The organism is Escherichia sp. KTE159, from assembly GCF_000408805.1.
GTDB lineage: Bacteria > Pseudomonadota > Gammaproteobacteria > Enterobacterales > Enterobacteriaceae > Escherichia > Escherichia marmotae.
In genome coordinates this window covers 2,971,779-2,980,491 of the sequence record NZ_KE137292.1, presented here as the reverse complement: position 1 = coordinate 2,980,491, position 8,713 = coordinate 2,971,779, and the positions used below count along the sequence as shown (strand labels likewise).

The following is an 8,713-nucleotide window of genomic DNA, read 5'->3' as shown; positions in this document are numbered from 1 at the left end:
CCGTTGTAAATTACTGCTTACGGAAAAAATCGTTATACAACATATACAAATGCGCTGCGCTCCAGGAGAAATTTGGGGCACCTTGCTGTGCGCCGGTCAGCGGGTTGTAATTCTCCTGAATCGGACCGTCGGCGGTTAAGCCTTTGGCGTGCTGGAAAAAAGTATCCGCAAGTTTCAGGGCATCATCGCGATAACCGTAACGCTCCATACCTTTCAGAGCAAACCAGAACTGATCCACCCATACGCGCCCGCGCCAGTAGATATCCGCGCCAAAGGCCGGATTGGTTAACGCTGCCGTTCCCAGTGGGACAAAGGTGTTGAACTCTTTGGTGTCCAGCATCACCTTCACCACCGCGTCGGCATTGGCCTGCGTTGCTGCACCATTAAACAGCGGCGACCAGCCTTCCGGCCCTTTACCGCGCTCGACAATCGGCTTGCCCGCGCAGCCGTTCGCTAACGGTTTATCTTCAATGCGTATGTCATAGTAGAACTGTGTGGCCGGGTCGAACATACAAGTATTGATGTAATCTGCGAGCTGTACTGCCAACTGGCGATAACGTTTGGCTTCTTCGGGTTTGCCGAGGATTTTCGCCATCTCGGCCAGATAATGATTATCGCTGTACATATAGCTGGCCTGATCCACCGATTCCTGTAACAACGAGTAGCCCAGCAACGTCCCGTCCTGACTGCGGTTTTCAGCGAATTTCACCGTCCAGTCACTACGTTTGCCGCCGTTAGCGACATATTTATCCAATTGTTCTTTGTCGATAAAACCAAAGACGGCTGCATCATCACGCCCCGATTCCCACGACGCGGCAACCTGCGCCGGAATTTCCAGGCTGTCGTACTGGCCTTTCTCAACTACCCGGGCGTAATTGTTCAGCCCGGACTGCGTCTCTTCTTTGTCGCCTTTTTTCACTGTAAACAGCATCTCGCCATTCTCAGTATTGTGGGCTTTATCGCGGGTTGCGCCATATTCCGGTACGCCGTTGCCGTTATGATCGCGGTTACGTAACCACCAATCGTGATAGGCCACCAGTTTCGGGTACATCTCTGCCAACCAGCCTTTATCCTGGGTGACGTTGTACACTTCCATCACCGACCAGGCGGCAAGACTGGGTTTGGTATTACGTTCATTCCAGTTGCCGCCATCGCCGCCACGCTCGGGGCTAAGGTTCCACGCAATCAGGTCCGGCACAAATCCCACATCCTGCGGACGCACGGCGTCGCCAGGTTGGATCTGCCAGGAGAAGACCGCGCGGATATTCTCTTTGGCGATGTCCGGATTGAAATGCGCCATCGCAAACGCCTGCTTCCAGGTATCCCACGGCCAGGTCTGATTGCCGGAGAACCAACGCCCGGTTACCGACGGCGTGACGGTGTTATATTTCACCGCACCGCCCGGCGAACGCCAGTTGCCGTTGAGGGTTTCGATCGCTTTCACCGCGACGCGCGTCTGCTCCAGCGTCGCATCCGGATTGGTTAACCCTTTCTTCAGGTACTCTTCCCAGCGTCGCTGCGAGGCGGTGAGATAAAACGCCGGACGCGCCAGAATATCGCGGATTTGCATCTGTTCTTTGCTGACTTCCTGGGCGGTCAGCAGATGGGAATAGGTGGTATAGAGTGTCGTCGAACCGTTGATATGCGCCTTACTGGTAAAGCGATTACCGTTGATTTCAGTCTGCATCGGTAATGATTTATGCACCTGATATTCCGATTCGCCGGAGGTCAGCAGATCCCAGGTGGCGCGCACTTTGCCAAAGGTAACTTTCAGGCCATCACGGGTGGCGCTGATCTTGCGTTGATAATCAGGGTACTCGCCAGTAATGGTTTTATCAGAAAGCGGTTTCCCTTCTTTCGCTTCCAGTTTTTCCAGCAGCTCGCCGTCCCACACCAGATCCAGCGGTTTATCGCTGGTGATTTTGGTTTCCAGTAGTGACGTGCGCGGCGTGGCGAAGCGCAGAGTCATTTCTATCTGCACATCTTTTGCTGTCAGCTTTTGCACCAGCGCACCGGGAATACTGTATGCCTCCAGTGTGAAGTCGACTTTTTGGCCGTCCTGCCAGACAGTCAGGCGGTCGAAATTGGTGGCCATAAAGTTGATGTACTCTTCCGTTAGCAGTGCAACGCCCGGAAAGCCACCCATGGTGTTCGGGCCGTCAGGCAACAGGTGGCCATGCCAGGCACCGAGATCGAAAAATGGGTTAAAACGCTGGTGGTCGTCGTAATCGTAATCCTTCATGTACTGCGGCGCGCCGGTACGGTTAATCACGTTTTTATAATTGTCGGCGTTAGCGGCATGGGCGGAAAAGCTCATCAGCAGGGCGCAGGCTACTGGCGTTAAAATGGTTTTGATTTTCATGAGATTACTGTCCTTATTACCAGTAAAAATATTGCATCAGGAAGAGTTGGTCGCTGGGATCGTGAGAGGCATTTTTCATGTAGAAGCGGCTGTCAAAAGCCGTAGCGAAACGTCCGCCACCGTATTCGTACCAGATACCAAACTGCATGAAAGAGGTGGTTTCATCGTCTGCGTGGTCAGGGCGATGTCTGGCGTAGGTGTAAGCGGTGGAGAGATAAATGCCTTTTAACGCTTCATACATGGCGCTCACCATCATCCCGCTTTCACTTCCCGGTACGTCCAGCCCGTCGGCGCGTCCGGTATGGTGCCAGGCGCGTGCGGCGAAGTTCGGGGTAAGCAGGCCAGTGAGATAAAGCTGTCCTGTGCCGTCGGTAATTTCCAGACCGTTCATCCAGGTGATGCCTTCGGCAAGGTCATACTGGATGTAACCGTTCATCATTGCCGGATAGGTGTATTTATCGTCGTAGCGATCGTATTTGCCAAAATGCAGCCAGGCTTTGCTTTCGTCATGATGTCCGGCAGGTGTGGCGGTGACGCTATAACGAAAATTACCGGTTAGGTTTTGTACCTTCAGCGCGGTCATAATGTCACGGGTATTGGGAATGACGTAGCCCAGATCGGGCGTGAAATCGCCCCACCATTGCAGGTCATCCAGTGAGGAATCCTGACGCAGACTCAGCATGATTTCGGTGCCATCATTGGTACGATAACCGCCATAGAAACGGTTAATCCCACCTTCAAAACCGCCCCAGCTATGGTCAGGCACCCATGCATTGCCGTCGTGGTCGGCCTGCACGGTCCAGCCTTCGCCGTAAATCAGGCCGAACCAGGAGCCATACTTCATCTCCAGGCCACCTTCAATATAGGTGCCGTCACTGTATTTATGTTTATTCTCACCCTCTAAATCCATATATCCACCAACCCCTAATTCGCCGTAAAAACGAAATGAAGGAGAAGACATCGAAGTAATCGCGGGTGTTTTTGTGTCGTCATGTTCTGCCGGACGTGCTTCATCAGCGGCCGCAAAAAACGCGTAGCAAAACGGCAGAGCAACTAATGCTCTGCAAGGCGTACTATTAAATTTCATAATGTTAATCCATGAGCTAAAGAAAAAGTACAGCCTTTTATCGACATAATTAATAATGTTAAAAATACTCAGGCAGAAACTATTTTCCCTCTCCCCATCCAGGAAGAGGGAAAATGCCTGCTCATTTTTTATTAGTCTGCTTAATCCACGTTGTTGGCTGGCGTCGCTTCAATATGGCGTTCTTCAGCCGTTAATCCTTTTATATATTTGCTGTATTTCCACCACGCAAAGCCGAGGAAAATAACAATACCGCCGACGTTATAAAAAATGATGGTCAGAATATTTGCACCGGTCGGGAAGGTCGAGGCGACAAATCCTACGGCAAATATCGCAATCAGCATTGAAACAACGATAATACCGGTGCGACGGGAACCCATACGGAAATCACGTGGCAGGTGATCTAATTTGGCGCGTAAATTCAGATAGGCCAGCATGATGAATAACGGCGGAAGCATGGACGCTGCCGCGGTCATATTAATAATAGTATTCATTAGATCCTGCACGGTATTGGAGCCGAGCATCGGGATAATCATCAGTGGGATCACGATCAGGAACTGGATCCACGCCGCGCGCGCCGGAACGCCGTTTTCGTTCAGTTCGACGGTTTTCTTACCAAAGATCCCTTCCGGGATTTCGGAAAAGAAAATTTTCACCGGCGTTGCGGTCCACATCAGCAGGGAACCAAACATCGCGGTAAAGGACACAAGGCCAACAAAGCGGTTCATTAATGCTTCCGGCAGACCAAAGTATGCGGCCATGCCGTGGAATACCTGCACCGATCCGCCAGTAAATTTCAACTCTTTGCTGCTGACGAAGACGTTAATCAGCACCGAGGAGACGGAGTACAGTACACCGATAAAAATCCCGGCGAGGATGATCACTTTAACGAACGATTTCGATCCGCCTTTAACGTCGTTAACGTACACAGCAACGGACTCTGCGCCGCCTGCGGCCATAAAGATCCAGGTGGTAACGCCGAGGAACGCCCAGTTAAAGTTCGGGATCATCGCGTCAACGGTGATGGGGTCTGCAGGTTGTACGCCGCCAACCAGCGCCGTACCTGCCAGTAAAATGTAGGAGAGCGTTAACAGCAGCATCAGCGTTGAAGTAACGGAGGTGATTGGTCCCAGCATTTTCGCCCCGTTGGTGGAAACCCATGTGGAGAAGGCGAACAGCACCATGCTGATAATGGTGGTGGCAACTGGCGTCATAATATATTCGTAGCCGAGGAAGGCATACGAGGCGTAAGCAATAACGCGCGGCAATAATGAGGTGAAAAAGAACAGGTTCACGAACCAGTAGGTATAGGCAGTAATAAATGCCCAACGTCCGCCCAGCGAACTTTTTACCCATGCGTAGACACCAGCTTCCGAGTTTTTATTTAACGAAACAAATTCTGCGATGATCAGACAGAAGGGAATAAAATAAAAAATCGTCGCGAGGAAAAACATCGGTGCCGAGGCCAGTCCAAGCTCAATATTATTATTGATGACGTTATTAAAGCTATAAACGGCGGCAAAAGTCAGCGAGAGCAAGCCGAATTTGCCGATTGTATTACGTTTGGTATCAGACATAACACATCTCCGAAAATGAGTAGGGTAGCGGTGGCGGCAAACTCCTTTTGCCGCCGTAGTTGTTATTTGTTATGGAAATAACCATCTTCGATGGTGACTTTGAGAACGACTTTTTTGACTGCGTTATTACAGATAAACCGATACGCTTCATGGTTATCGCAAATAATGATTTGCCCTTCATGAACTTCAACGGTTTCTCCGCAGCCTTTTAAATATTCACGGTCAGTTTCATCGCGATAATATTCCACGACCTGTAACATCTCTTTCGGTGCATATTCAATTTTTTGCTGCCCTTGCAGGTAGTAATGCACTTCAAAATAGCGGCGATGTCCGGTAAATAACGCATCAGTCGCGGAGTCGTTTTCCACTCGATAGGTCAATGAGTCACCGATGGAGTGGGCGACGCCAGGCTGAATATTGTCGATATTTTCAATCGCTTCAACGCAGCGTTGCCACTTCTTGCCAGAGGCGTAAATCTGGCGGAACTGTTCTAAGTTATCGATGATCCTCATTGCTTATTCTCGCTGTGCAAATTCGTGGAAAAGAACCCTGCGCCGAACTCATGCGACGCCAGGCTTTGCGCGGTGGCTTCTCCGCCAGAAACTGGCAGCAACGTAAAGCCGTAGCTGAAGTCACGGAACCAGACGCGCCAGGAGTCCAGCACCTCGCTACCCCAGGAGTTGGAGCCGAGGCCAAGCAACTGGTGGTCGAGGTTCAGAGTGATGTCATCGCTGCGCCGCAGCTCGTTGCAGTGCTGGGCTGCGTGGATGTTCTCCTGGGTATAGTGCCAGGCGCTGAAGTTAATCGGGCGCTGCGGAACCACCAGCAGACCGCTGCCGTGGCGGTTAGTCAGTGCCGCCCAGCGGACATGCTGGCGGTTGCCGTTGTTCTGCGGGAAGGGATAGTTCTCAAACATGGCATCGACGTTGCTGCGCCAGATATCGATGATGTTAGCTTGCTGGCTGTCGGCGTAGTTTTCGCCCGGTCCACGTCCGTAATACGCCACCTGATCGTATTCGCCGTTAATTCCCATGGTGAAACCGATGCACGGAATGATGTGCGGATAGTCGCCGTAACGTTCGCCGGAAAGTGCCACGTTAACCTGACCATCGGCAGCGATGCGCCAGATGTAGGTGCAGCGCATCCCGAAGTCAAACACCGGCGGGGCAATAACCGTGCGGCTGATGATCAACACCTCGCCATCACTTTGCTCAACGGCAAAGTCGCGCAGATGCTCCTGCATGATCTGCAAATGATTCGGTTGCCACAGTCCTTCGTACTCCTGCTTGTGGTTGTCGATCATTGGCTTGAAGAAGTTGATCTTTGGCTCGCGAGTCAGCAGTGATTCGCCATTCACCTGCCATGACGTCGGTTTGCCAGTCAATTTTGAGAAGGTGATTGCGAAGTTGTAGCCGCGAACGGTGCAGCTCAAACGTTCATCTTCCAGCGTCAGCGGATGGGCGTTATTCGGCGCGAAAGGCACAGGCTGCGCAGTGTTTTCCTTCAGCGGGAACTGATAAGTGGCGATAGGGTGCCCGGCGTCGCTGTAGCGAGTGTGGGAATCTTTGGTCACCGTAATGTTGAGAAACGCTTCGCGGGTGTCCAGTTGCGGCAGCGTGATGTGCAAGGGGGCTTCGCTGTTCGGCGCAACGTCGCGCAGCTTAATTTGCTGCGTCGCGAGCGTTTCACCTTCGGCGCGCACGTCTACGTGCAGGGTGTAGTCATCAAGCGTGGTAAACCACAGTTTATTTTCGACTTTCAGTTCGCCGCGATTCAGATCCAACGCGTGAATTTTTACCGGCGCGATAACCTGTTTGTACTCTTTCAGACCCGGCCCCGGTGTCTGATCGGAATAGATCAAACCATCAAGACAGAAGTTATAGTTGTTGGGATAGTCGCCGTAATCGCCGCCGAATTTATACCAGACGTTGCCGTTGTCATCCTGCGCCTGGATCCCGTGATCACACCACTCCCAGACATAATGCCCCTGAATGCAATCGTGCTTATAGAAGACGTTCTGGTATTCCGTCAGCCCGCCAGGTCCGTTACCCATCGCATGGGCGTATTCACAGATGATGCGCGGTTTTGGATGCGGGTATTCACCAAACTCATTCATCAGCGGCACGCGGGTGTACATGGTGGAAATAATATCGACCACTTCAGCATCGCGATCTTCTTCGTAGTGAACCAGACGCGTGTCATCCAGCGCCTTCGCCGCGTGGTACATCGCGCGGATGTTACAGCCATAGCCGGACTCGTTGCCCAGCGACCAGATGATGATCGACGGATGGTTTTTCTGCGCGTGAATATGACGAACGATGCGCTCGACGTAGACTTTTTCCCACTGCGGATCGTCGGTAATGCGGCTGATATCACCAACGTTAGCAAAGCCGTGCGATTCGACGTCGGTTTCCGCCATTACAAACAGGCCGTAGATATCACACAGTTCGTAAAAACGCGGATCGTTCGGGTAGTGAGCAGTACGCACAGAGTTGATGTTGTGTTGTTTCATCAACTGGATATCTTTCTCAACGCGATCTATCCCAACGGCGCGGCCTTTGCGATGATCGTTGTCGTGGCGGTTGACGCCGTGCAGCATCACATAACGGTTATTGATCCAGAACAGACCGTCGCGCACTTTGATATCACGGAAGCCAATGCGTTGCGGCACCACTTCCAGAACATTGCCGTTGGCATCTTTCAGCGTCATGACCAGATGGTAAAGATAAGGGGATTCTGCTGACCATTGCTGCGGCTGTTCGACAGTAAAAGCAAAACTGGCGCTGGTCAGTTTTTCAATTACCAGGTGATTAATGGCGCTGCGGTGCACCACGCGTTCGCCGTCGAACAGGGTATATTCCAGCGTCGTTACGGCAGGGGAGGCAGCGAGATTTTCCAGCACCACTTCGCAGGAAAGTGTGGCGTCGCAATAGGCTTCGTCAAAGTCGGTACGCACGGTGAAATCGTTAATGTGCGTCAGTTGTTTACCGATCAGATAAACATCGCGGAAGATCCCCGCCGACCACCACATATCCTGGTCTTCCACGTAGGTGGAGTCAGCCCACTGCATCACGCGCACACACAACAGGTTGTCGCCGGTTTTAACCATCGTACTGATGTCAAACTCTGCGGTCAGGCGACTGCCCTTGCTGAAGCCAACATACTGACCGTTAACGTAGACTTCAAAATAGGTTTCGACGCCGTCAAATTTAATCAGCGTCTGTTTACCCTGCCAGCCGTCGCTGAGGGTGAAAATACGTTGATAGGCACCGGTTGGGTTATCGCTGGGAACAAACGGCACATCGATGGGGAACGGAAAACCTTCGTCGGTATATTGCAGTTTGCCGTGACCTTCCATTTGCCACATGGCGGGGACGGTGATGTGCCCCCAGTCAGCCATTAGCTCAGAGGTGAAGGCTTCTGGCACTTGCAGCGGATGATCAAAAAAATGGAAATTCCACTGACCGCTTAAAGGCAGAAACAGGCTGCTGGTTTCGCGGGCAAAGGTACGTGCCTGCGCAACAGAATCATATGAAAAAAAGTACGCACGCGGCGTAAGTCGGTTTTCGTGGGTGAGCTGAATGTTTTCCCAGCGATTCATAGGGCCTCCCGGTAGAGAGAAATCGGAACCATTTATGGCGATGGTAGTTTGTGTAATTGATGGGGAGTTTAGTAAAATTTTTACTAAAA

General features: G+C 51.8%; 5 protein-coding genes. All 5 read right to left on the bottom strand.

What is annotated here, in order from left to right; all coding sequences use genetic code 11:
* Nucleotides 1-10: 10 nt before the first annotated feature.
* Nucleotides 11-2,362 (bottom strand): alpha-glucosidase, encoded by a 2,352-nt coding sequence (ygjK, locus tag A31E_RS07620; RefSeq protein WP_000695443.1) that lies wholly within the window; start codon nucleotides 2,360-2,362, stop codon nucleotides 11-13.
* Between the two features lie 16 nt (nucleotides 2,363-2,378).
* Nucleotides 2,379-3,449 carry a protein YgjJ gene (ygjJ, locus tag A31E_RS07625; protein ID WP_016249229.1) on the bottom strand — a complete coding sequence of 357 codons (1,071 nt, stop codon included), beginning with the start codon at nucleotides 3,447-3,449 and terminating at the stop codon, nucleotides 2,379-2,381.
* 140 nt (nucleotides 3,450-3,589) lie between these two features.
* Nucleotides 3,590-5,023: an amino acid permease gene (locus A31E_RS07630; RefSeq protein ID WP_001285444.1), complete on the bottom strand. Its 1,434-nt coding sequence runs from the start codon at nucleotides 5,021-5,023 to the stop codon at nucleotides 3,590-3,592.
* A 62-nt stretch (nucleotides 5,024-5,085) separates the two neighbouring features.
* Complete coding sequence (locus A31E_RS07635; protein ID WP_001517130.1) at nucleotides 5,086-5,535, bottom strand: beta-galactosidase subunit beta; 450 nt, start codon at nucleotides 5,533-5,535, stop codon at nucleotides 5,086-5,088.
* On the bottom strand, nucleotides 5,532-8,624 hold the full coding sequence (gene ebgA / locus A31E_RS07640; protein ID WP_016249228.1) for a beta-galactosidase subunit alpha: 3,093 nt from the start codon (nucleotides 8,622-8,624) through the stop codon (nucleotides 5,532-5,534). The genes A31E_RS07635 and ebgA overlap by 4 nt, the downstream gene beginning before the upstream one ends.
* Nucleotides 8,625-8,713 lie beyond the last annotated feature (89 nt).